24 protein-coding genes are annotated in these 19813 nt (G+C 59.5%); 11 read left to right on the top strand and 13 right to left on the bottom strand.

Features of this window, described 5'->3' with window-relative positions; genetic code table 11:
* Positions 1–3: 3 nt before the first annotated feature.
* From hisC to NL116_RS05175, 10 genes are all read right to left on the bottom strand, one after another.
* Positions 4–1056, bottom strand: coding sequence for a histidinol-phosphate transaminase (gene hisC, locus NL116_RS05220; RefSeq protein WP_494376277.1), 1053 nt, complete (start codon positions 1054–1056; stop codon positions 4–6).
* Between the two features lies 1 nt (position 1057).
* Positions 1058–2383, bottom strand: coding sequence for a histidinol dehydrogenase (gene hisD / locus NL116_RS05215; protein ID WP_494376276.1), 1326 nt, complete (start codon positions 2381–2383; stop codon positions 1058–1060).
* A gap of 125 nt (positions 2384–2508) precedes the next feature.
* On the bottom strand, positions 2509–3144 hold the full coding sequence (gene hisG / locus NL116_RS05210; RefSeq protein ID WP_007942738.1) for an ATP phosphoribosyltransferase: 636 nt from the start codon (positions 3142–3144) through the stop codon (positions 2509–2511).
* Between the two features lie 126 nt (positions 3145–3270).
* Positions 3271–4536 (bottom strand): UDP-N-acetylglucosamine 1-carboxyvinyltransferase, encoded by a 1266-nt coding sequence (gene murA, locus NL116_RS05205; RefSeq protein ID WP_027924542.1) that lies wholly within the window; start codon positions 4534–4536, stop codon positions 3271–3273.
* Between the two features lie 22 nt (positions 4537–4558).
* Positions 4559–4798 carry a BolA family protein gene (locus NL116_RS05200; protein WP_007912386.1) on the bottom strand — a complete coding sequence of 80 codons (240 nt, stop codon included), beginning with the start codon at positions 4796–4798 and terminating at the stop codon, positions 4559–4561.
* Positions 4799–4911: 113 nt separating this feature from the next.
* Positions 4912–5217, bottom strand: coding sequence for an STAS domain-containing protein (locus tag NL116_RS05195; protein ID WP_494376275.1), 306 nt, complete (start codon positions 5215–5217; stop codon positions 4912–4914).
* Positions 5214–5855 (bottom strand): MlaC/ttg2D family ABC transporter substrate-binding protein, encoded by a 642-nt coding sequence (locus NL116_RS05190; RefSeq protein WP_494376274.1) that lies wholly within the window; start codon positions 5853–5855, stop codon positions 5214–5216. Before NL116_RS05190 ends, NL116_RS05195 begins: the two co-directional genes overlap by 4 nt.
* Before the next feature lie 11 nt (positions 5856–5866).
* Entirely contained in the window at positions 5867–6334 is a 468-nt protein-coding gene (mlaD, locus tag NL116_RS05185; protein ID WP_027924539.1) for an outer membrane lipid asymmetry maintenance protein MlaD, read from the bottom strand.
* Positions 6334–7131, bottom strand: a complete 798-nt coding sequence (mlaE, locus tag NL116_RS05180; protein ID WP_123435318.1) for a lipid asymmetry maintenance ABC transporter permease subunit MlaE — start codon at positions 7129–7131, stop codon at positions 6334–6336. The genes mlaD and mlaE overlap by 1 nt, the downstream gene beginning before the upstream one ends.
* Positions 7131–7940, bottom strand: coding sequence for an ATP-binding cassette domain-containing protein (locus tag NL116_RS05175; protein ID WP_494376273.1), 810 nt, complete (start codon positions 7938–7940; stop codon positions 7131–7133). The genes mlaE and NL116_RS05175 overlap by 1 nt, the downstream gene beginning before the upstream one ends.
* Before the next feature lie 277 nt (positions 7941–8217).
* On the opposite strand from NL116_RS05175, the gene NL116_RS05170 reads away from it, so the two are divergent.
* The 10 genes from NL116_RS05170 (at position 8218) to NL116_RS05125 (ending at position 15241) form a co-directional block, all read left to right on the top strand.
* Entirely contained in the window at positions 8218–9192 is a 975-nt protein-coding gene (locus NL116_RS05170) for a KpsF/GutQ family sugar-phosphate isomerase (protein ID WP_007942750.1), read from the top strand.
* A complete protein-coding gene (locus NL116_RS05165; RefSeq protein WP_494376272.1) occupies positions 9192–9716 on the top strand; it encodes a KdsC family phosphatase in 525 nt (174 codons plus the stop codon). Before NL116_RS05170 ends, NL116_RS05165 begins: the two co-directional genes overlap by 1 nt.
* A 7-nt stretch (positions 9717–9723) precedes the next feature.
* Positions 9724–10296, top strand: coding sequence for an LPS export ABC transporter periplasmic protein LptC (gene lptC / locus NL116_RS05160; protein WP_494376271.1), 573 nt, complete (start codon positions 9724–9726; stop codon positions 10294–10296).
* Complete coding sequence (lptA, locus tag NL116_RS05155; protein ID WP_494376270.1) at positions 10283–10831, top strand: lipopolysaccharide transport periplasmic protein LptA; 549 nt, start codon at positions 10283–10285, stop codon at positions 10829–10831. The genes lptC and lptA overlap by 14 nt, the downstream gene beginning before the upstream one ends.
* Positions 10831–11556 carry an LPS export ABC transporter ATP-binding protein gene (lptB, locus tag NL116_RS05150; protein ID WP_027924532.1) on the top strand — a complete coding sequence of 242 codons (726 nt, stop codon included), beginning with the start codon at positions 10831–10833 and terminating at the stop codon, positions 11554–11556. The genes lptA and lptB overlap by 1 nt, the downstream gene beginning before the upstream one ends.
* Positions 11557–11739: 183 nt before the next feature.
* Positions 11740–13233, top strand: a complete 1494-nt coding sequence (locus NL116_RS05145) for an RNA polymerase factor sigma-54 (RefSeq protein ID WP_032828652.1) — start codon at positions 11740–11742, stop codon at positions 13231–13233.
* 74 nt (positions 13234–13307) lie between these two features.
* The gene (hpf, locus tag NL116_RS05140) at positions 13308–13616 is read left to right on the top strand and encodes a ribosome hibernation-promoting factor, HPF/YfiA family (protein WP_007941242.1); all 309 of its coding nucleotides are present in this window, start codon (positions 13308–13310) and stop codon (positions 13614–13616) included.
* Between the two features lie 12 nt (positions 13617–13628).
* Positions 13629–14093, top strand: a complete 465-nt coding sequence (gene ptsN, locus NL116_RS05135; RefSeq protein WP_123435314.1) for a PTS IIA-like nitrogen regulatory protein PtsN — start codon at positions 13629–13631, stop codon at positions 14091–14093.
* A gap of 2 nt (positions 14094–14095) precedes the next feature.
* Positions 14096–14953 carry an RNase adapter RapZ gene (rapZ, locus tag NL116_RS05130; protein ID WP_494376269.1) on the top strand — a complete coding sequence of 286 codons (858 nt, stop codon included), beginning with the start codon at positions 14096–14098 and terminating at the stop codon, positions 14951–14953.
* Positions 14954–14968: 15 nt separating this feature from the next.
* Entirely contained in the window at positions 14969–15241 is a 273-nt protein-coding gene (locus tag NL116_RS05125; protein WP_494376268.1) for an HPr family phosphocarrier protein, read from the top strand.
* Between the two features lie 177 nt (positions 15242–15418).
* On the opposite strand, the gene pmbA is transcribed toward NL116_RS05125, so the two are convergent.
* Positions 15419–16765: a metalloprotease PmbA gene (gene pmbA, locus NL116_RS05120; RefSeq protein ID WP_494376267.1), complete on the bottom strand. Its 1347-nt coding sequence runs from the start codon at positions 16763–16765 to the stop codon at positions 15419–15421.
* A 107-nt stretch (positions 16766–16872) separates the two neighbouring features.
* On the opposite strand from pmbA, the gene yjgA reads away from it, so the two are divergent.
* Positions 16873–17397 (top strand): ribosome biogenesis factor YjgA, encoded by a 525-nt coding sequence (gene yjgA / locus NL116_RS05115; RefSeq protein WP_027924525.1) that lies wholly within the window; start codon positions 16873–16875, stop codon positions 17395–17397.
* Between the two features lie 50 nt (positions 17398–17447).
* Here yjgA and tldD read toward each other — a convergent pair whose 3' ends face one another.
* Both tldD and NL116_RS05105 read right to left on the bottom strand, forming a co-directional pair.
* On the bottom strand, positions 17448–18890 hold the full coding sequence (gene tldD, locus NL116_RS05110) for a metalloprotease TldD (protein ID WP_123435310.1): 1443 nt from the start codon (positions 18888–18890) through the stop codon (positions 17448–17450).
* 12 nt (positions 18891–18902) lie between these two features.
* Entirely contained in the window at positions 18903–19757 is an 855-nt protein-coding gene (locus tag NL116_RS05105; RefSeq protein WP_494376266.1) for a carbon-nitrogen hydrolase family protein, read from the bottom strand.
* Positions 19758–19813 lie beyond the last annotated feature (56 nt).

Here is a 19813-nt window from a genome sequence, read left to right as displayed (position 1 = left end):
GGCTTAGAGGTCGCCGAGGCCGTCGATCAGCGCCTGGTTCTGCTCCGGCGTGCCGATGGAGATCCGCAGGAACTGGGCAATCCGTTCCTGCTTGAAGTGCCGAACGATCACGCCTTGTTCGCGCAACTTCGACGCCAGCCCGGCCGCATCGTGCCGGGGGTGACGGGCAAAAATGAAGTTCGCTGCCGACGGCAACACCTCAAACCCTTTCGCCTCCAATTGCCCGACCACCTTCTCACGACTGTCGATGACCAACCGGCACGTCTTGTCGAAGTACTCGCGATCCTCGAACGCCGCCGCCGCCCCGACAATTGCCAGGCGATCCAGCGGATAAGAGTTGAAGCTGTTCTTGATTCGCTCCAGCGCCTCGATCAAGTCCGGATGCCCGACCGCCAGGCCAACCCGCAGACCAGCCAGTGAACGGGACTTGGACAGGGTCTGAGTCACCAGCAGGTTCGGATAACGGTCCACCAGCGTGATTGCCGTCTCACCGCCAAAGTCAATGTAAGCCTCATCCACCACGACCACCGAATCCGGGCTGGCCTGGAGGATCTGCTCAACGGCGTCCAGCGCCAGCAGGCAACCGGTCGGTGCGTTCGGGTTCGGGAAGATGATCCCGCCGTTCGGCTTGGCGTAGTCGGCCGGGTTGATCTGGAACTGTTCGTCCAGCTGCACCGCCTCAAACTTGATGCCATACAACCCGCAGTAAACCGGATAGAAGCTGTAGCTGATGTCCGGGAACAGCAGCGGCTGATCGTGTTGCAGCAAACCGTGGAAAATGTGCGCCAGGACTTCATCGGAACCGTTGCCGAGGAACACCTGATTGCCTTGCACGCCGTAGTACCTGGCAACAGCCTGCTTGAGCAGGTCGCTGTTCGGGTCCGGGTACAAACGCAGGTTGTCGTTCAGTTCGGTCTGCATCGCCGCCAGGGCTTTAGGCGATGGACCGTACGGGTTTTCATTGGTGTTGAGCTTCACCAGTTTCGTCAGCTTTGGCTGCTCACCCGGCACGTATGGCACCAGGCTCTTGACGAAGGGGCTCCAGAATTTACTCATCTCAGTTCCCCTTTTTGTCATCAATGATGCGGTATTCGGCGCTGCGGGCGTGGGCGGTCAGCGACTCGCCACGGGCCAGTACGGAAGCGGTCTTGCCCAACTCGGACGCACCCTGCTCGGAGCAGTAGATGATCGACGAGCGTTTCTGGAAGTCGTACACACCCAGCGGCGAGGAGAAACGCGCGGTGCCGGACGTCGGTAACACGTGGTTCGGGCCGGCGCAGTAGTCGCCCAAGGCTTCGGAGGTGTGACGCCCCATGAAGATCGCGCCTGCGTGACGAATCTGCGGCAACCAGGCCTGCGGATCAGCGACCGACAGCTCAAGGTGTTCCGGTGCGATGCGGTTGGCCACTTCGATGGCTTGTTCCATGTCGCGGACTTTGATCAGCGCGCCACGGCCATTGATCGAGGTTTCGATGATCTCGGCGCGTTCCATGGTTGGCAGCAGCTTGGCAATGCTCGCGGCAACCTTGTCGAGGAACTCGGCGTCCGGGCTGACCAGAATCGCTTGGGCGTCTTCATCGTGCTCGGCCTGGGAGAACAGGTCCATGGCGATCCAGTCCGGATCGGTCTGGCCGTCGCATACCACGAGAATCTCGGACGGGCCGGCAATCATGTCGATGCCGACCTGACCGAACACGTGACGCTTGGCGGTAGCGACATAGATGTTGCCCGGGCCCACCACTTTGTCGACCTTCGGCACGCTTTCAGTACCGTAAGCCAGCGCGGCAACGGCTTGGGCGCCGCCGATGGTGAACACCCGGTCGACGCCGGCGATGCAGGCTGCGGCCAGCACCAACTCGTTGATTTCTCCGCGCGGGGTCGGCACCACCATGACCACTTCGGTCACGCCCGCCACTTTGGCCGGGATCGCGTTCATCAGCACCGAGGACGGGTACGACGCTTTGCCGCCCGGTACATAAAGACCGGCGCGATCCAGCGGCGTAACCTTCTGCCCCAGCACCGTGCCGTCGGCTTCGGTGTAGCTCCAGGAGTCCTGTTTCTGTTTTTCGTGGTAGCTGCGCACACGGGACGCGGCTTTTTCCAGGGCTTCGCGTTGCGGCACGGTGATCCGGGTCAGGGCCAGTTCCAGACGCTCACGCGGCAGAATAAGGTCGGCCATCGAGGCGACTTCGAGGCCATCGAACTTCTGGGTGAATTCCACCAGTGCCGCATCGCCACGCTCGCGCACGGCTTTGATGATGTCCAGCACCCGCTGATTGACCGAGTCGTCAGACACACTTTCCCAGCTCAGCAGATGATCCAGATGATGTGCGAAATCCGGGTCAGCAGCGTTGAGTCGGCGAATTGCAGTCGGTGCGGTCATAGCGAGAGCCTCATAGGATTGGCAAAAAACTCAGGCGCCCGAAGCTAACATTCGATCCGCTTGGGCACCCGAGAATTCTGGCTATGAGGCGGATAGACGGCGCGACTCAAGGTCGCGCAGGTGAATCAGCCGCGGTGTCGAGACTCCACTGCCTTGCGCAGGGTGTCGATCAACGCCTGGATACGGGCGTGCTGCATTTTCATCGAAGCTTTGTTGACGATCAGCCGGGAGCTGATGTCGGCAATGAAATCCTGGGGTTCCAGGCCATTGGCGCGCAAGGTGTTGCCGGTGTCGACCACGTCGATGATCTTGTCAGCCAGACCGATCAGCGGCGCCAGTTCCATCGAGCCATACAGCTTGATGATGTCGACCTGACGACCCTGCTCGGCGTAGTAACGCTTGGCAACGTTGACGAACTTGGTGGCAACCCGCAGGCGACCTTTGGGCTCGACATCGCCGACGCGGCCGGCGGTCATCAGCTTGCACAGGGCAATGCGCAGGTCCAGAGGCTCGTACAGGCCCTGGCCGCCATATTCCATCAGCACATCTTTACCGGCGACGCCGAGGTCCGCGGCACCATGCTCGACATATGTCGGTACGTCGGTGGCGCGCACGATCAGCAGACGTACGTCAGGCTGGGTCGTGGGAATGATCAGCTTGCGGCTCTTGTCCGGATTCTCGGTCGGCACGATGCCCGCTTCAGCCAGAAGCGGCAGGGTGTCGTCAAGGATGCGGCCCTTGGACAGTGCGATGGTCAACATGGGAAACGTCAGTCCTTATCAAGGTACTCATGCCCGGTCGCAAACGGCGCCGGACACACATCGAGCCGGAAACCGGCTCGACTTCAACAATTCAACGGGCATGTCCTTATGCCCATGCAGCAGAAACTAGCCCGGTACGCGACGGATCTTGGCGCCGAGCATCTGCAGTTTCTCTTCGATGCACTCGTAACCACGGTCGATGTGGTAGATGCGGTCGATCAGGGTGTCGCCTTCAGCGATCAGCGCCGAGATCACCAGGCTGGCCGAAGCACGCAGGTCGGTGGCCATGACTGGCGCGCCTTTGAGCGTCTCGGTGCCGGTAACGATGGCAGTGTTGCCTTCGACCTGGATCTTGGCGCCCATGCGGTGCAGTTCGTAAACGTGCATGAAGCGGTTTTCGAAGATCGTCTCGATCACGGCACCAGTGCCTTCGGCAATGGCGTTAAGGGAGATGAACTGCGCTTGCATGTCGGTCGGGAACGCCGGGTATGGAGCGGTCCGCACGTTGACGGCTTTTGGCCGCTTGCCGTGCATGTTCAGCTCGATCCAGTCTTCGCCGCAGGTGATTTCGGCACCCGACTCGCGGAGTTTTTCCAGAACGGCTTCGAGGATGGTCGGATCAGTGTCCTTGACCTTCACACGACCGCCCGTCACGGCAGCCGCCACCAGGTAGGTGCCGGTTTCGATGCGGTCGGGCATCACTTTGTAGGTGGTCGGGTGCAGACGCTCAACGCCATCGATGGTGATGGTGTCGGTGCCGGCGCCAGTGATCTTGGCGCCCATGGCGATCAGGAAGTTAGCCAGGTCGATGACTTCAGGCTCACGAGCAGCGTTCTGCAACACGCTGCGGCCCTTGGCCAGAGCAGCCGCCATCATGATGTTTTCAGTACCGGTCACGCTGACGGTGTCGAAGAAGAAGTGCGCACCGCGCAGGCCACCTTCAGGCGCCTTGGCCTTGATGTAGCCGCCTTCGACGTCGATGACCGCGCCCATGGCTTCGAGGCCACGGATGTGCAGGTCAACCGGACGCGAACCGATGGCGCAACCGCCAGGCAGTGCGACTTCGGCTTCACCGAAACGGGCAACCATCGGGCCCAGCACCAGGATCGATGCACGCATGGTTTTGACCAGTTCGTACGGTGCGATCAGGGTCTTGATGGTGCGCGGGTCGATTTCGACGCTGAGTTTCTCGTCGATCACCGGCTCGATGCCCATGCGACCGAACAGCTCGATCATCGTGGTGATGTCGTGCAGGTGCGGCAGGTTGGCCACGGTCACCGGGCCATCACACAGCAGGGTGGCAGCCAGAATCGGCAGGGCAGAGTTCTTTGCCCCGGAGATGCGGATTTCGCCATCAAGACGAACGCCACCGGTAATAATCAATTTATCCATAAGAATCTCGACGCCCTTGGGCTCAGGTGCGCTCGGCCCAGGCCGCGCTGCTGAAAAATTTCATAGTGACCGCATGGATGCTGCCATCGGTGATCCATGGGTTCAAATGGGCATAGATCTGCTGCTGACGCTTCACCGGGCTTAACGCCGCCAGTTCATCGCTAATCACGTTCAGCTGGAAATTGCAGCCTTCGCCCTCAACTTCTACCAACGTTCCGGGCAGCTTTCCTTCAAGGAAGCTCTTCACTTCTACGGCCTGCATGCTCAACCTCAATCGGCGCCCTGTGCGCACGGGTCGGACATCATACAAAAAAGCCCCGCGCCTGCGAACCCCGCTAAGCAGGACTCTGACGGGGGGCTTCCTTATAGATGCGGTCAGGGGTGCGCCAACAGCTCGGTCAATTCGCAGACCTGAGCGATTTCACGCATGTCTTCGGGCATCCCGCGGATGCTCAGCGCCTTGCCGGCCGCCTCTGCATCACGCATGAAGCACAGCAGCAGCGACAAGCCGACACTGCTGGACTTCAACACTGCAGAGCAGTCGACCACCAACTCGGTAGCCGCGCTCGATTTAATCAACGCCTGCCCCTGCTTGCGCAAGCCAGGGGCCGTGAGGTAGTCCAGCATGCCACTCAACCGCAGCTCGCCGGATTCGCTCATGCGAATGGCCGACACACTCATTGGGCTGGCTTCTCGGTCGATGCCTTGGCTTTGGCGACTTCCCCGGCCCAACCGTTGATGGTCTTGTCCAGGTCGTTGCCATTGCGCTGCATTGCATCAGCGAACTGATCACGGAAAAGCTTGCCGATGTTGATGCCATTGATGATGACGTTGCGCAGTTTCCACTCGCCATTGATTTTTTCCAGTGTGTAGGACACTGGATAGATCGCGCCGTTGCTGCCTTTGACGGTCATGCCAACGCTGGTGCGATCGCCCGACTCGTCTTTTGCCGGGTCAACGGTGATGCCCTGGTTGTTGTACTCGAGCAGCGCATTGCCATAAAACTGGAACAGGCCCCTCTTGAAGTTCTCTTCGAAGGTTTTCATCTGTGCCGGCGTGGCTTTCTTCGAATACTTGACCGTCATGATGCTTTTGGAGATGCCTTCGGCATCCACCACAGGCCCGACGATGGTGTTCAGCGCCGTATAGAAGTCCTGTGGATCCTGCTTGTACTTCTCTTTGTTGGCCGACAGATCGGCCAGCATCCGGTTGGTGGTGTCCTGTACCAGGTCGTGCGCGGAAGGCGCCGCCACGGCGTTAGCCATCAACGGCAGCGCCGCGAGTACTACCAACAGGCCACGTCGCAAGGTAGAGATCATTCAAAAGCTCCTCATTTGGCGTCTTTGCTAACGGTATTGAGCAGAAATTTACCGATCAGGTCTTCGAGCACCAGCGACGACTGGGTGTCGTGGATGGTCCCGCCATCCTTGAGCAAGGCTTCTTCGCCGCCCACGCTGATACCGATGTACTTCTCGCCCAACAGGCCAGCGGTGAGGATAGATGCAGTGGAGTCAGTCGGCAGGTTATCTACGCGCTTTTCCAGTTGCATGGTCACCCGGCCGGTGAAGCTGTCGCGGTCCAGATCGATCGCCGTGACTTTGCCGATGGTCACACCGGCCATGGTCACTTTAGCTCTGACCGTCAAACCGGCGATATTGTCGAAATACGCATAAAGTTTATACGTGTCGGTGCTCGGGCTCGGGGAAAGGCCACTCACCCGCAACGCCAGCAGCAATAAAGCCAGGATGCCAGCCAGCAAGAAAAGGCCGACACCGATTTCCAGGGTGCGGTTTTGCATCAGAAATCTCCAAACATCAAGGCGGTCAGAATAAAGTCCAGACCGAGTACAGCCAAAGAGGCATACACCACGGTCTTGGTAGTGGCACGACTGATCCCCTCGGAAGTGGGCTCACAGTCATAGCCTTGGAATACGGCGATCCAGGTCACGACGAACGCGAAGACAATGCTTTTGATGATGCCATTGAGCACATCATCAGTGAACGTCACGCTGTTTTGCATGTTTGACCAGTATGAGCCTTCATACACACCCAGCCAGTCGACGGCCACCCACGAACCGCCCCAGATACCCACCACGCTGAAAATCATCGCCAGCACCGGCAGGGAAATGAAGCCGGCCCACAGGCGTGGGGCAACGATATATTTGAGCGGGTCGACACCAATCATTTCCAGACTGGACAATTGTTCGGTGGATTTCATGTTGCCGATTTCCGCCGTCAGCGCCGAACCGGCACGCCCGGCGAACAGCAGTGCCGTCACCACAGGCCCCAGTTCACGCAGCAGCGTCAGCGCAACCATCTGCCCGACAGCCTGTTCCGAGCCGTAGCTGGACAGGATGTTGAAGCCTTGCAGCGCCAGCACCATCCCGATGAACACGCCGGAGACGACAATGATCACCAGGGACATCACGCCGACTGAATGAAGCTGCTTGACCAGCAGGCCGAAGCCGCCGCCGATGCCACCGCGACCGAGCAAGGCATGGAACAGGAAAATCGTCGAGCGACCGAACACCGCCAGCACGTCGATGGCCGCATGGCCAAACCGGCGCACGCGTTCTATCAATGAAATCTTGCGCATCAACGCTTCCCCAGAAGATCTGCGCGGTAATCCGTCGCTGGAAAGTGGTACGCGACCGGACCGTCGGGGTCGCCAGTCATGAATTGACGGATCCGTGGCTCCTGCGAGTTCATCAGTTCCTCGGGAGTCCCCTGTCCCAACACCTGGCCTTCGCCGACGACATAGATGTAATCGGCGATGCTCGCTGTTTCGGCCAGATCATGGGACACCACGATACTGGTGATGCCCAGGGCATCGTTGAGCAGGCGAATCAGGCGCACCAGCACGCCCATGGCAATGGGGTCCTGGCCGACAAAGGGCTCGTCGTACATGAGGATCTGCGGATCAAGGGCAATTGCCCGGGCCAGCGCGACACGACGCTTCATGCCGCCGGACAACTCGTCAGGCATCAGGTCGATGGCACCACGCAAGCCCACGGCCTGCAATTTAAGCAGGACGATGTCACGGATCATTTCTTCCGGCAGTTCGGTATGAACGCGCAGCGGGAACGCGACGTTCTCGAACACATCGAGGTCGGTGAACAGGGCACCGCTCTGGAACAGCACCCCCATGTGCTTGCGCGCATCGAACAGATCACTGCGCGACAACTTGGGCAGGTTCTGGCCGTTGACCCAGACTTCGCCCTTTGTTGGACGCAATTGTGCGCCAATCAATCGCAACAGCGTGGTTTTGCCACACCCGGAAGGCCCCATGATGCCGGTGACCTTGCCGCGTGGGATACGGATATCGACGTTATTGAAAATGCTGCGCGCACCGCGCTTGAAGGACAGTCCCTTCAGCTCGACCGCGTAGGCGTTATCGGCACTCATCTAAACTCCTTGCGATGCAGCCTCTCACTCGGACGCCTGGCTCTCTGACGAAAGCACATACCTCCCCGGGCAGGCCGAACTGGCGGCGAACTATATCACTGCAAAGGCCTGGCGCCCAAGGCCCAAGCCCGACCATGTTCAGTAACATGACAGGCAAAAAGCCTCGTTTAGAGGGGATTCGGTTACAGGGAATGACAAAGCGTGACGAACTAGCGTGAGGGATTTGATCATTACCGCTATAATCGCCGCCTTTTCATCAGGCTATACGATTTCTGACATGAGCCAATCCAGCGACCTGATTCAATCAGCACAACGCACCATCCGCCTCGAACTGGAAGCCGTAGAAGGCTTGCTGCCCCATATCGACGCAGATTTCGTACGCGCTTGCGAGATGATTCTGGCCAGCAAAGGCCGCGTGGTAGTGGTCGGCATGGGTAAATCAGGGCACATCGGCAACAAGATTGCCGCGACCCTGGCCAGCACCGGCACCACGGCTTTTTTCGTGCACCCGGCCGAAGCCAGCCATGGCGACATGGGCATGATCACGCGGGATGACATTATTCTGGCCCTGTCGAACTCCGGCTCCACCAACGAAATCGTCACCCTGCTGCCCTTGATAAAGCGTCTGGGCATTCAGTTGATCAGCGTGACCGGCAACCCGGATTCACCGCTGGCCAAGGCTGCCGAGGTCAACCTCAACGTTCACGTCGAACACGAGGCCTGTCCGCTGAACCTGGCACCGACTTCCTCCACCACCGCAGCCCTGGTGATGGGTGACGCACTGGCCGTTGCGTTGCTGGAAGCTCGCGGCTTTACCGCTGAAGACTTTGCCTTTTCTCACCCGGGAGGTGCGCTGGGCCGACGTCTGCTGCTGAAAGTGGAAAACGTCATGCACGCCGGGCAAGAGCTGCCGCAGGTTCAACGCGGCACCTTGCTCAAGGATGCCTTGATGGAAATGACCCGCAAGGGTCTGGGCATGACCGTCATTCTGGAAGCCGACGGCAAGCTGGCCGGGATCTTCACTGACGGTGATCTGCGTCGCACACTGGATCGCAGCATCGACATCCACAGCGCCACCATTGACCAGGTCATGACGGCTCACGGCAAGACCGCCCGCGCCGAAATGCTTGCCGCCGAGGCCCTGAAAATCATGGAAGACCACAAAATCAACGCGCTGGTCGTGGTCGACAGCGAAGACCGTCCGGTCGGCGCCCTGAACATGCACGACTTGCTGCGCGCAGGAGTAATGTAATGAGTTCGGACCTGCTGCAACGCGGCAAACAGATCAAACTCGCGGTGTTCGACGTCGACGGCGTGCTGACTGACGGACGCCTGTATTTCCTCGAAGATGGCAGTGAGTTCAAGACGTTCAACACCCTCGACGGTCAAGGCATCAAGATGTTGATGGCGGCGGGCATACAGACGGCTATCATCAGCGGCCGCAAGACCCCGGTGGTCGAACGACGAGCAAAAAACCTCGGCATCCCGCACCTTTATCAAGGTCGCGAGGACAAACTGGTGGTACTGGACGAACTTCTGGCCCAACTCAACCTAAGCTATGAACAAGTGGCCTATCTCGGTGACGACCTGCCGGACCTGCCGGTGATTCGCCGCGTCGGCCTGGGCATGGCAGTAGCCAACGCAGCCAGCTTCGTGCGTGAAAACGCCCACGGCATTACCGTCGCCCGGGGTGGCGAGGGTGCTGCTCGCGAGTTCTGCGAATTGATCCTGCGCGCCCAGGGCCGCCTCGATGCGGCCAACGCCGAGTACCTGTGAGCACATTATGCTGAGCAAAAAGTTTCGTAACATCCTGTTGTTCAGTTGCATCGCGGCGCTGTTCGCTGCGGTCGGCTACTGGAACATCAGCCCGGAACGCTTCCTCGACAAGACAGTTGCCCCTGTCGATGAAAGCGCGATCGACTATTACGCACTCAACGCCCACAGCGTGCAGTACCTGCCGGACGGCAAATTGCAGTACGAAATGACGTCCGACAAGGTCGAACACCTGAAAGCGTCCGAGGTCACGCTGTTGACCAATCCCGACCTGAACATGTTTCGCGGCACCCAGTTTCCCTGGCACGTTCAGAGCGAGCGCGGCGAAGTCAATACGGACGGTACCCAGGTCGAGCTGATCGATTCGGTACGCATCACCCGTTTCGACGAAAAAAACCGCAAGACCCTGATTACCACCACCCGTATGACTGTGTTCCCGCAGCAGCAATATGCGCAGACCGACCAACCCGTTAGAATCGACGGCGCTGGCGGTGTATCGACAGGCAACGGAATGAAAGCGTACTTGAAAGAAAGCAGGATACACCTGCTATCTAACGTAAGAGGACAGTATGAGGCTCGTTAAAACCCTCCCTATTTTGCTCAGTCTGGGCGCAGCACTGGGAAGCGTGAGCGCCTGGGCTCTGCCGAACGATCAAGAGCAGCCAATCCGCATTCAGGCCGACGATGCCCAACTGGACGACAAGAATGGCGTTGCCACCTATAAAGGCGACGTGATCATCACCCAGGGTTCGATGATCGTTAAGGGCAACACCGTGACCATCACTCGTACGCCGGCTGGCGACATCGACGTGGTGACATCGGTGGGCAACCTTGCCTACTTCGAACAGTTGCAGACCGCTGGTGACACCAAGCCTGTGCAGGGTTGGGGTGTAACCATCCAGTACCACGCTGCGCAAAACCGCGTCGTGCTGATCGACAAGGCAAAAGTTGTCGACAAAGACAGCAACACTACCCAGGGCGAGAAAATCGTCTATGACACGGTCAAGAAGCTTGCCAGCGCTGGCCGTGCGACAGGCAACAAGGTCACCGAGGCGCGTCCACGCATCGACATGGTGATCCAGCCGAAGAAGAAAACCGACGAGCAGAAGGCCCAGTAATGGCAACTCTGAAAGCCCAGCATCTGGCCAAGAGCTACAAGAGCCGCCAGGTCGTGCGCGACGTCAGCCTCTCGATCGACAGCGGTCAAATCGTCGGCCTGCTGGGTCCCAACGGCGCCGGCAAGACCACCTGCTTCTACATGATTGTCGGCCTGGTGCAGGCCGATCAGGGCCGCGTGCTGATCGATGATCTGGACGTCAGCCACCAGCCAATGCACGGTCGTGCAAAAGCCGGTATCGGCTATCTGCCGCAAGAAGCATCGATCTTCCGCAAACTTTCGGTGGCCGACAACATCATGGCGATCCTCGAGACCCGCAAGGAACTCGACAAGGCCGGTCGTCGCAAAGAGCTGGAAAGCCTGCTACAGGAATTCCACATCAGCCACATCCGCGACAACCTCGGCATGAGCCTGTCCGGTGGTGAGCGTCGTCGCGTGGAAATCGCCCGCGCACTGGCCACCAATCCGAAATTCATCCTGCTCGACGAACCTTTCGCCGGCGTGGACCCGATTTCGGTCGGCGATATCAAGCAGATCATCTACCACCTCAAGGCCAAAGGCATTGGCGTGCTGATCACAGACCACAACGTCCGTGAAACCCTGGATATCTGCGAGACCGCCTACATCGTCAACGATGGCCAGCTAATCGCCGAAGGCGACTCCGCCACTATCCTGGCCAACGACCTGGTCAAAGAAGTTTACCTGGGCCATGAGTTCCGCCTGTAAGCGTTGAGGTGTCTGGCTAGTCGACTGAGCGCTTACAACGATAAAAATCAACAGGTTTTTATTGTTACAGCGCTCTAGGCAAACACTTCAGTTTCAGGCATATAATTTGCTTATGTTTGGCGCTCCGGCGCCCTGTAGTGGATGGCGCATGTGCGCCGGCGAATAAGGTGTTAAGCCCCTGCCATGAAACCATCGCTAGTCTTGAGAATGGGCCAGCAGCTGACGATGACACCGCAGCTGCAACAGGCCATCCGTCTGCTCCAATTGTCGACCCTGGATTTGCAACAGGAAATCCAGGAGGCCCTGGAGTCCAATCCGATGCTCGAACGCCAGGAAGAAGGCGACGACTTCGACAACGCCGACCCCTTGGCCGACAAAGCCGAACAGCAACCCAATGCCGATGTTTCGGAACCCTCCTATCAGGAAACCGCCCCGACGGTGGACAACCTCGAGGAAGGCGACTGGAACGAGCGCATTCCCAACGAATTGCCCGTCGACACGGCTTGGGAAGACGTCTACCAGACCAGCGCCAGCAGCCTGCCGAGCAACGATGACGACGAATGGGACTTCACCACTCGCACTTCGGCTGGCGAGAGCCTGCAAAGCCACCTGCTCTGGCAACTGAACCTGGCACCGATGTCCGACACCGATCGCCTGATCGCCGTGACCCTGATCGACTGCATCAACAATCAGGGCTACCTGGATGAAACCCTCGAGGAGATCCTCGAAGCGTTCGATCCGGAACTGGACATCGAGCTGGACGAAATCGAAGCCGTCCTGCACCGCATCCAGCAATTCGAGCCGGCCGGCATCGGCGCTCGCAACCTGGGCGAATGCCTGTTGCTGCAATTGCGCCAATTGCCCGCCAAGACGCCCTGGCTGGCCGAAGCCAAACGCCTGGTCACCGACTACATCGATTTGCTTGGTAGTCGCGATTACAGCCAGTTGATGCGCCGCATGAAGCTCAAGGAAGATGAACTGCGCCAGGTCATCGAACTGGTCCAGAGCCTCAACCCGCGCCCCGGTTCGCAGATCGAATCCAGCGAAGCCGAGTATGTCGTCCCGGACGTGATCGTGCGCAAGGACAACGAACGCTGGCTGGTGGAACTGAACCAGGAGTCGGTGCCCAGGCTGCGGGTCAACGCGCAATACGCCGGATTTGTCCGTCGCGCCGATACCAGCGCCGACAACACCTTCATGCGCAATCAGTTGCAAGAGGCTCGCTGGTTCATCAAGAGCCTGCAAAGCCGCAATGAAACACTGATGAAAGTCGCCACCCAGATCGTCGAGCATCAGCGCGGCTTCCTCGAATACGGCGACGAAGCCATGAAGCCGCTGGTTCTACATGACATCGCCGAAGCAGTAGGCATGCACGAATCGACGATTTCACGGGTGACCACACAAAAATTCATGCATACCCCTCGGGGTATTTATGAGTTGAAATACTTTTTCTCCAGTCACGTCAGCACCTCCGAAGGCGGCGAATGCTCGTCCACGGCGATCCGCGCGATCATCAAAAAACTGGTTGCCGCGGAAAATCAGAAAAAGCCGTTGAGTGACAGCAAGATCGCTGGTTTACTGGAGGCACAAGGCATTCAGGTGGCTCGCCGCACCGTCGCCAAGTACCGTGAATCCTTAGGGATCGCGCCTTCGAGCGAACGCAAGCGGTTGATGTAGAGCCACGCCACAGCGTTCCAGTGGTAGATCATCTGATCTGCCGCTTTATGCACTGGCAACGAAGGAGAAGCTGTATGCAAGTCAACATCAGTGGACACCAACTGGAAGTGACCGAACCCCTGCGCACCTACATCGGCGAAAAACTCGAACGATTAGAGCGGCATTTCGACAAGATCACCAACGTGCAGGTCACGATGACGGTCGAGAAGTTGAAGCAGAAAATCGAAGCCACCCTGCATATTCCCGGCAATGAAGTGGTCGCCAACGCGGAACATACCGATATGTACGCGGCGATCGACGCATTGACCGACAAGCTGGATAAACAACTCAAAAAGCATAAGGAAAAGACCCAGAGCCTCCTTCAGGGCGCGACCGGTCGTTAACATCCCCAACCCATGATCCGACTTGAAAACATCCTGACCCCCGGCCGTTCCCTCGTGAACGTGCCGGGTGGCAGCAAAAAGAAAGCCCTCGAGCAAATTGCCAACCTGATCGCCCGGGAAGTGCCGGATCTGGAGATGCAAGATGTCTTCGAGGCTTTGATTGCCCGTGAAAAACTTGGCTCGACCGGTTTTGGTAACGGTATCGCCATCCCCCACTGCCGCCTCAAAGGTTGCGAGTCGCCCATCAGCGCCTTGATGCACCTCGACGCCCCAATCGATTTCGATGCCATCGACGGCGCTCCGGTTGACCTGCTGTTCGTACTGCTGGTCCCGCAAGCCGCTACCGATGCCCACCTTGAACTGCTCCGCCAGATCGCCAGCATGCTCGATCGCAAGGAAGTCCGTGATCGTCTTCGCAGCGCCCCGAGCAACGAAGCCTTGTATCAGGTTGTCCTGGACGAGCAAAACGGTCCGTAACCATGCGCTTGATCATCGTCAGTGGCCGTTCCGGCTCAGGTAAAAGTACCGTACTCGATGTTCTCGAGGACAACGGCTACTACTGCATCGACAACCTGCCCGCCGGCTTGCTCCCGGAACTGGCCGAACGCGCACTGATTCATACCGAACTGGCACAGCCGCTGGTCGCAGTGTCCATTGATGCGCGTAACCTGCCGAGCCACCTGTCACGCTTTCCCGAACTGCTCGAAGAAGTCCGTAGCCGGCATATCAAGTGTGATGTGCTGTACCTGGACGCCGACGAAGAAACCTTGCTCAAGCGCTTTTCCGAAACCCGTCGTCGTCACCCGCTGAGCACCGCCAACCGTTCGTTGGCCGAGGCGATCGAGGACGAAAGCAATCTGCTGGGTCCGATCGTCGATCTGGCCGACCTCAAGATCAATACCACCAACCTGAACTTGTACCAGCTACGCGACACCATCAAGCTTCGCCTGCTGAACCAGCCTGAAGCCGGCACTGCCTTTCTGGTTGAGTCGTTCGGATTCAAGCGTGGCATGCCGGTGGACGCGGACCTGGTGTTCGACGTACGTTGCCTGCCCAACCCTTACTGGAAGCCGGAACTGCGTTCGCAGTCCGGGCTCGATCAACCGGTGGCTGAATACCTGGCTGCACAACCGGACGTCGAAGAAATGTTCCAGGACATATCGTCGTATCTACTCAAGTGGCTGCCGCGCTTTGCCGCCAGCAACCGTGCTTATGTCACCATTGCCATTGGCTGCACCGGCGGGCATCACCGCTCTGTCTACCTGACCGAACGTCTGGGCCAGGTTCTGCAAAAAACCCTGAAGAACGTCCAGGTCCGCCACCGCGACCTCAGCTAAAGGATTCACACCGCGATGCCTGCTCTGGAAATCGAAATCATCAACAAGCTGGGTCTGCATGCCCGTGCTTCTGCAAAATTCGTTGGAGTGGCGGGTCAGTTCCCCTGCCAGATCAGAGCCGGGCGTACGCCAGAGTCAATGGTTGACGGTAAAAGCATCATGGCCATGATGATGCTCGCGGCCGGCAAGGGCACCCGAATCCACCTGCGCACCGAAGGCGAGCAGGAACAGGAAGCGCTGGATGCGCTGGTGGCGTTGATCAATAACTTCTTCGACGAAGGTGAATAACGCCCCTGTAGCAGTGGCCTCTTCCAGCTGCCACAAAAGCTGTGCCAAGCCAGATCATCATTGGTGAATGCTTCACCGCTATCGCGAGCAGGCTCGCTTCCACAGCGGCCGGTGCCAGGCGCATAAAAAAGGCGCGCCATCCGATGAGATGGCGCGCCTTTTTTGAAGCGGTAAGGTTTAGCTACCCGCCACCGTCATCCGCTCAATCAGCACCGAGCCGGTGCGAATGTTGCTGCGCAGCTCCAGGTCATTACCGACCGCAACGATCTGCTTGAACATGTCGCGCATGTTGCCGGCGATGGTCACTTCCTGCACGGCGAACTGAATTTCGCCATTCTCGACCCAGTAACCCGCCGCCCCCCGCGAGTAATCGCCAGTGACCATGTTCAGGCCCTGGCCCATCAGCTCCGTGACCAGCAGGCCACGGCCCATGCGCCGCAGCAAGGCAGCCTGGTCTTCATCGCCGTGGGTGACGAACAGGTTATGCACGCCGCCAGCGTTGGCAGTACTCGGCATCCCGAGCTTTCGCCCGGAGTATGTACCGAGGATGTAGGACACCAACTCGCCCTTTTCGACGAACGGTTTGGCGTAGGTCGCCAAGCCATCGCCATCAAACGCGGAACTGCCCATGGCGCGCATCAAGTGTGGGCGCTCGTCGATGGTCAACCATTCCGGGAACAGCTTCTGACCCAGTGTGCCCTCGAGGAACGACGATTTGCGGTACAGGCTGCCGCCGGAAATCGCCGACAGGAAGCTGCCGAATAAACCACCCGCCAACTCAGCGGAAAACAGCACCGGCACCTCGCAGGTCGGCACTGGACGTGCGCCCAAACGGCTCGCCGCCCGTTGCGCGGCACGCTGGCCGATGCTCACCGGGTCGGCCAGCAAATTACCCTGACGGTTGACGTCGTACCAATAGTCGCGCTGCATCTGGCCATCGGCCTCGGCGATCATCACACAGCTCAGGCTGTGACGGGTCGACGCGTAGCCACCGATAAATCCGTGGCTGTTGCCGTATACGCGGCAGCCCTGATGGGTACTGAGGGTGGTGCCATCGGCATTCTTGATCCGGCTGTCTGTGGCAAACGCAGCGGCTTCGCAGGCCAACGCTTGTTCGATGGCTTGCTCCGGGGTGATGTCCCATTGATGGAACAGGTCGAAATCCTGCAGGTCACGGGCCATCAGCGCGGCATCAGCCAAGCCCGAAGCTTCATCTTCGGAGGTGTGTTTGGCGATGGCCAGCGCCGCCGCAACCGTTTCGCGAATCGCGTCAGGACCGCTCGCCGAGGTACTGGCCGAGCCTTTGCGCTGGCCGACGTACAAGGTGATGCCAAAGCCCTGATCGCGGTTGAATTCGACGGTTTCGACCTCACGCTGACGCACCGACGTGGACAGCCCCTGCTCCAGGGACACGGCGACTTCGCAGGCGCTGGCGCCCTGACGCTTGGCTTCAGCGATGATCTGCTCGACTTGTTCTTGCAGTGCCGGCAACGCTTGTGGGCCGACGCTTTCAACTGCACTCATGCTGTTCTCCACTCAAATTCTGCTTTCGGTAAGGCCTTCGAGCGACCGGGCCGGACAAGCGGCCCCCGACTGGTTATCATGGCGGCGTTTCTTTGCGGACGGCCACCATGGTTGATTCTTACGACGACTCCCTCGATACGGGAGAAAAAAGCAAATCCCAGGTTAAACGCGAGCTTCATGCTCTGGTTGACCTTGGCGAGCGCCTTACAACACTCAAGCCTGACTTGCTGGCAAAACTGCCGTTGACCGACGCCATGCGCCGGGCCCTGGCCGATGCGCCCAAGCACACCGCGAATATCGCGCGTAAACGGCACCTTATGTTCATCGGCAAACTGATGCGCGATCAGGATACTGCCGCCATTCTGACCTTGCTCGATCAACTCGATGCCTCCACCCGGCAGTACAACGAACGTTTCCATGGCCTGGAACGCTGGCGCGATCGCTTGATCGCGGGCGACGATGCAGTCCTGGAGAAGTTCGTGCTCGACTACCCGGAGGCTGATCGTCAGCAATTGCGCTCCCTGATCCGTCAGGCCCAGCACGAACTGGCGACCAACAAGCCACCGGCATCGAGCCGTAAAATCTTCAAGTACATCCGTGAGCTGGACGAGACTCAACGCGGTCTGCGTTAAGTCCCGAATCGGGTGAACCGCACGCGGTTCACCCGAGGCTCCATCCCTGTTTACGATCCTGTGCCACCCACAGTGATCGCATCAATTTTCAGCGTTGGCTGGCCGACACCTACCGGCACCGACTGCCCATCCTTGCCACACGTCCCCACGCCGCTGTCCAGCGCCAGATCGTTACCGACCATCGACACCTTGCTCATGGCTTCCGGGCCGTTGCCGATCAACGTCGCACCTTTGACCGGTGCCGTAATCTTGCCGTCTTCGATCAGGTACGCTTCGCTGGTAGAGAACACGAACTTGCCGCTGGTGATGTCCACCTGGCCACCGCCGAGGTTGGCGCAGTAGATGCCTCGTTTCACCGAGGCGATGATTTCCGCCGGATCGCTTTCGCCCGCCAACATGTAGGTGTTGGTCATGCGCGGCATCGGCAGGTGCGCGTAGGATTCGCGACGACCGTTACCTGTGCGGGCCACGCCCATCAAGCGCGCGTTGAGCTTGTCCTGCATGTAACCCTTGAGCACGCCGTTTTCGATCAGCGTGGTGCACTCGGTCGGGGTGCCTTCGTCGTCGACGCTCAGGGAACCACGACGGCCCGCCAGCGTGCCGTCATCGACGATGGTGCACAGCTTGGAGGCAACCATTTCGCCCATGCGCCCGCTGTAGGCAGAACTGCCCTTGCGGTTGAAGTCGCCTTCCAGACCGTGGCCAACCGCTTCATGCAGCAACACGCCGGACCAGCCGGAACCCAATACCACCGGCAACGTACCGGCCGGCGCCGGAATGGCTTCAAGGTTGACCAGTGCCTGACGCAATGCTTCACGGGCGTAGCCCATGGCGCGGTCGTCACTGAGGAAATAGCGGTAATCGGTTCGCCCGCCACCGCCATGACCACCGCGCTCGCGGCGACCGTTTTGCTCGACGATTACGCTCACATTGAAGCGCACCAGCGGCCGTACATCGGCGGCCAGGCTGCCGTCGGTGGAAGCGACGAGGATGCGCTCCCAGACACCGGCCATGCTCACCGTGACTTGCTGAATACGCGGATCGAGGGCGCGGGTGGCAGCATCGATACGCTTGAGCAGTTCGACTTTCTCGGCGCGGGAGATGACTTCCAGCGGGTTGTCCGGCCCGTACAACTGGGCGACGTCTTGGGTGGTGAACGCCTGTACCGTGCCGTTCTGCCCGGCACGGGAGATCGACCGCGCGGCACGGGCCGCAGCACCCAGGGCTTCCAGGGTGATGGCATTGCTGTAGGCAAAACCGGTTTTTTCACCCGATTGCGCGCGCACGCCGACGCCTTGGTCAAGGTTGAAGCTGCCTTCCTTGACGATCCCGTCTTCCAGCGCCCAGGACTCGGAAATCTGCCCCTGGAAATACAGGTCGGCGGCATCGATGCCCGGGCCGGCCAGATCGCCGAGCACGCCTTGCAGGCTCTCGATCGTTACGCCGCCGGGCGCCAGGAGGTGTTCACTGACGGAGGACAACAACTCGCTCATATGCTTTACGCCTTAAATTCGTCGTTCTGAGGCAGGTCGCTGAGCGCCCTGCGAGAAAAAGCGCCGGTGACTGGACACCGGCATCCGCGCCCTGATGGACGCCTGTTCGCTGCTATCGCGTGCGGCCAGCAGCACGGCCTCGCCTTGATCCTGCTGTGCCAGCACCCGGCCCCAAGGGTCGATGATTGCGGCATGCCCCCAGGTTTCTCGCGGCCCTGGATGCGTTCCACCCTGAGCGGCCGCCAGCACATAGCATTGAGTCTCGATGGCCCGGGCGCGTATCAGCACATCCCAGTGCGCCGCGCCGGTCACCGCCGTAAACGCCGACGGCGCGGTAATCAACTCCGCTCCCGCAGCGCGTAATTCGCTGTACAGCTCCGGGAAACGCAGGTCGTAACACACCGTCAGCCCGACTCGACCGACGGGTGTATCCGCCACAACAACCCCACTGCCATAAGCATAGTCATCGGATTCGCGATATCGCCCGCGATTGTCCGTCACGTCGACGTCGAACAAGTGCAGCTTGTCGTAGCGCGCCACTGTTTCGCCATGGTCATTCACCAACAGCGAGCAGGCATGCACCTTCGCCGCCGGTTCATCCACCGGCGGCAGCGGCAATGTGCCGGCGACTATCCATAACTTGAGGTCGAGGGCGGTCTGTTTCAACCATGGCAGGATCGGGCCTTCACCCAAGGCCTCGGCACGGCCGATGTCGGCAATGTCGCGACGGCCCATGGCGGCAAAGTTTTCCGGCAACACGGCGAGCTTTGCGCCACCCGTCGCGGCCTCCTCTAGCAGCCGGCGGGCCTGAACCAGATTGGCCAGCACATCGCTTTGGCTGACCATTTGAATCACCGCTACTGACATGGTGCGCTCCTGCATCGCAATTTATGAGGACAGGCGAGCATGCTACTCCATCCTTG

The sequence above is a fragment of the Pseudomonas sp. FBCC-B1667 genome (assembly GCF_059133255.1).
Note: the sequence above shows the minus strand (reverse complement) of the source record. Positions and strands in the feature narration are given on the sequence as shown.

What these genes read in the sequence shown, in the direction of transcription:
- NL116_RS05195 (WP_494376275.1), bottom strand. Translation starts at nt 5,217, where the DNA reads ATGAGTGTGTCGGCCATTCGCATGAGCGAATCCGGCGAGCTGCGGTTG.
- hisG (WP_007942738.1), bottom strand. Translation starts at nt 3,144, where the DNA reads ATGTTGACCATCGCACTGTCCAAGGGCCGCATCCTTGACGACACCCTG.
- mlaD (WP_027924539.1), bottom strand. Translation starts at nt 6,334, where the DNA reads ATGCAAAACCGCACCCTGGAAATCGGTGTCGGCCTTTTCTTGCTGGCT.
- NL116_RS05125 (WP_494376268.1), top strand. Translation starts at nt 14,969, where the DNA reads ATGCCTGCTCTGGAAATCGAAATCATCAACAAGCTGGGTCTGCATGCC.
- pmbA (WP_494376267.1), bottom strand. Translation starts at nt 16,765, where the DNA reads ATGAGTGCAGTTGAAAGCGTCGGCCCACAAGCGTTGCCGGCACTGCAA.
- NL116_RS05190 (WP_494376274.1), bottom strand. Translation starts at nt 5,855, where the DNA reads ATGATCTCTACCTTGCGACGTGGCCTGTTGGTAGTACTCGCGGCGCTG.
- lptC (WP_494376271.1), top strand. Translation starts at nt 9,724, where the DNA reads ATGCTGAGCAAAAAGTTTCGTAACATCCTGTTGTTCAGTTGCATCGCG.
- NL116_RS05170 (WP_007942750.1), top strand. Translation starts at nt 8,218, where the DNA reads ATGAGCCAATCCAGCGACCTGATTCAATCAGCACAACGCACCATCCGC.
- NL116_RS05200 (WP_007912386.1), bottom strand. Translation starts at nt 4,798, where the DNA reads ATGCAGGCCGTAGAAGTGAAGAGCTTCCTTGAAGGAAAGCTGCCCGGA.
- rapZ (WP_494376269.1), top strand. Translation starts at nt 14,096, where the DNA reads ATGCGCTTGATCATCGTCAGTGGCCGTTCCGGCTCAGGTAAAAGTACC.
- NL116_RS05145 (WP_032828652.1), top strand. Translation starts at nt 11,740, where the DNA reads ATGAAACCATCGCTAGTCTTGAGAATGGGCCAGCAGCTGACGATGACA.
- mlaE (WP_123435318.1), bottom strand. Translation starts at nt 7,131, where the DNA reads ATGCGCAAGATTTCATTGATAGAACGCGTGCGCCGGTTTGGCCATGCG.
- NL116_RS05175 (WP_494376273.1), bottom strand. Translation starts at nt 7,940, where the DNA reads ATGAGTGCCGATAACGCCTACGCGGTCGAGCTGAAGGGACTGTCCTTC.
- murA (WP_027924542.1), bottom strand. Translation starts at nt 4,536, where the DNA reads ATGGATAAATTGATTATTACCGGTGGCGTTCGTCTTGATGGCGAAATC.
- lptB (WP_027924532.1), top strand. Translation starts at nt 10,831, where the DNA reads ATGGCAACTCTGAAAGCCCAGCATCTGGCCAAGAGCTACAAGAGCCGC.
- tldD (WP_123435310.1), bottom strand. Translation starts at nt 18,890, where the DNA reads ATGAGCGAGTTGTTGTCCTCCGTCAGTGAACACCTCCTGGCGCCCGGC.
- hisC (WP_494376277.1), bottom strand. Translation starts at nt 1,056, where the DNA reads ATGAGTAAATTCTGGAGCCCCTTCGTCAAGAGCCTGGTGCCATACGTG.
- hisD (WP_494376276.1), bottom strand. Translation starts at nt 2,383, where the DNA reads ATGACCGCACCGACTGCAATTCGCCGACTCAACGCTGCTGACCCGGAT.
- NL116_RS05165 (WP_494376272.1), top strand. Translation starts at nt 9,192, where the DNA reads ATGAGTTCGGACCTGCTGCAACGCGGCAAACAGATCAAACTCGCGGTG.
- NL116_RS05105 (WP_494376266.1), bottom strand. Translation starts at nt 19,757, where the DNA reads ATGTCAGTAGCGGTGATTCAAATGGTCAGCCAAAGCGATGTGCTGGCC.
- hpf (WP_007941242.1), top strand. Translation starts at nt 13,308, where the DNA reads ATGCAAGTCAACATCAGTGGACACCAACTGGAAGTGACCGAACCCCTG.
- yjgA (WP_027924525.1), top strand. Translation starts at nt 16,873, where the DNA reads ATGGTTGATTCTTACGACGACTCCCTCGATACGGGAGAAAAAAGCAAA.
- lptA (WP_494376270.1), top strand. Translation starts at nt 10,283, where the DNA reads ATGAGGCTCGTTAAAACCCTCCCTATTTTGCTCAGTCTGGGCGCAGCA.
- ptsN (WP_123435314.1), top strand. Translation starts at nt 13,629, where the DNA reads ATGATCCGACTTGAAAACATCCTGACCCCCGGCCGTTCCCTCGTGAAC.